A 633-nucleotide genomic window follows, 5' to 3' on the forward strand; every position below is an offset into this window, starting at 1 on the left:
CACATTGGGGACCAGATTTCCCTCGGCATCCTTCACCGTGGCGCTCACCGCATTGGTCGCCGTATTATTCGCAATGGCCCCACTGGCGACAGTAAAGTCAGTGCTACCAATGATGGCGGTGGTTTCATCCGCGATAAAGGTGGAGGTCTTCGCGGCGGTGGTGTTGGTCCCCACCGTGACTGTGACGTCGTGATCGCCCGCCACCCGACTGATCAGTAATGCTGTTGCCACCCCAGCGCCGTTAGTGATGGCCTCCTTAGTCAGATCGGTTCCGCCTTCAAAGGTTGCCCCGCCACTGACTACGAACGTCACGCTCACATTCGGCACTAAATTCCCATTGCCGTCTTTCACCGTCGCGCTGACCGCGTTGGTGGCAATATTGTTCGCCACTGCGCCGCTGGCGACAGTAAAGTCAGTACTACCAATGATGGCGGTGGTTTCATCGGCGATAAAATTGGACGTTTTCGCGGTGGTGGTGTTGGTGCCCACCGTTGCCGTTACCGCATGATCGCCTGCCACCAGACTGACCAACGCCGCTGTCGCGACCCCATCACTGTTAGTGATGGCCTCTTTACTCACCTCGGTTCCCGCGTCAAAGGTTGCCCCGCCCGTCACGGCAAAAGTCACAGTGAC

The 633-nt window shown here is 58.0% G+C and carries 1 protein-coding gene; it reads right to left on the reverse strand.

Features of this window, described 5'->3' with window-relative positions; translation table 11 throughout:
- Positions 1-633: Ig-like domain-containing protein (locus tag BN68_RS22840; protein WP_042807147.1), on the reverse strand; the 633-nt coding region annotated here is incomplete at both ends.

The sequence above is a fragment of the Yersinia massiliensis CCUG 53443 genome, from assembly GCF_000312485.1.
GTDB lineage: Bacteria > Pseudomonadota > Gammaproteobacteria > Enterobacterales > Enterobacteriaceae > Yersinia > Yersinia massiliensis.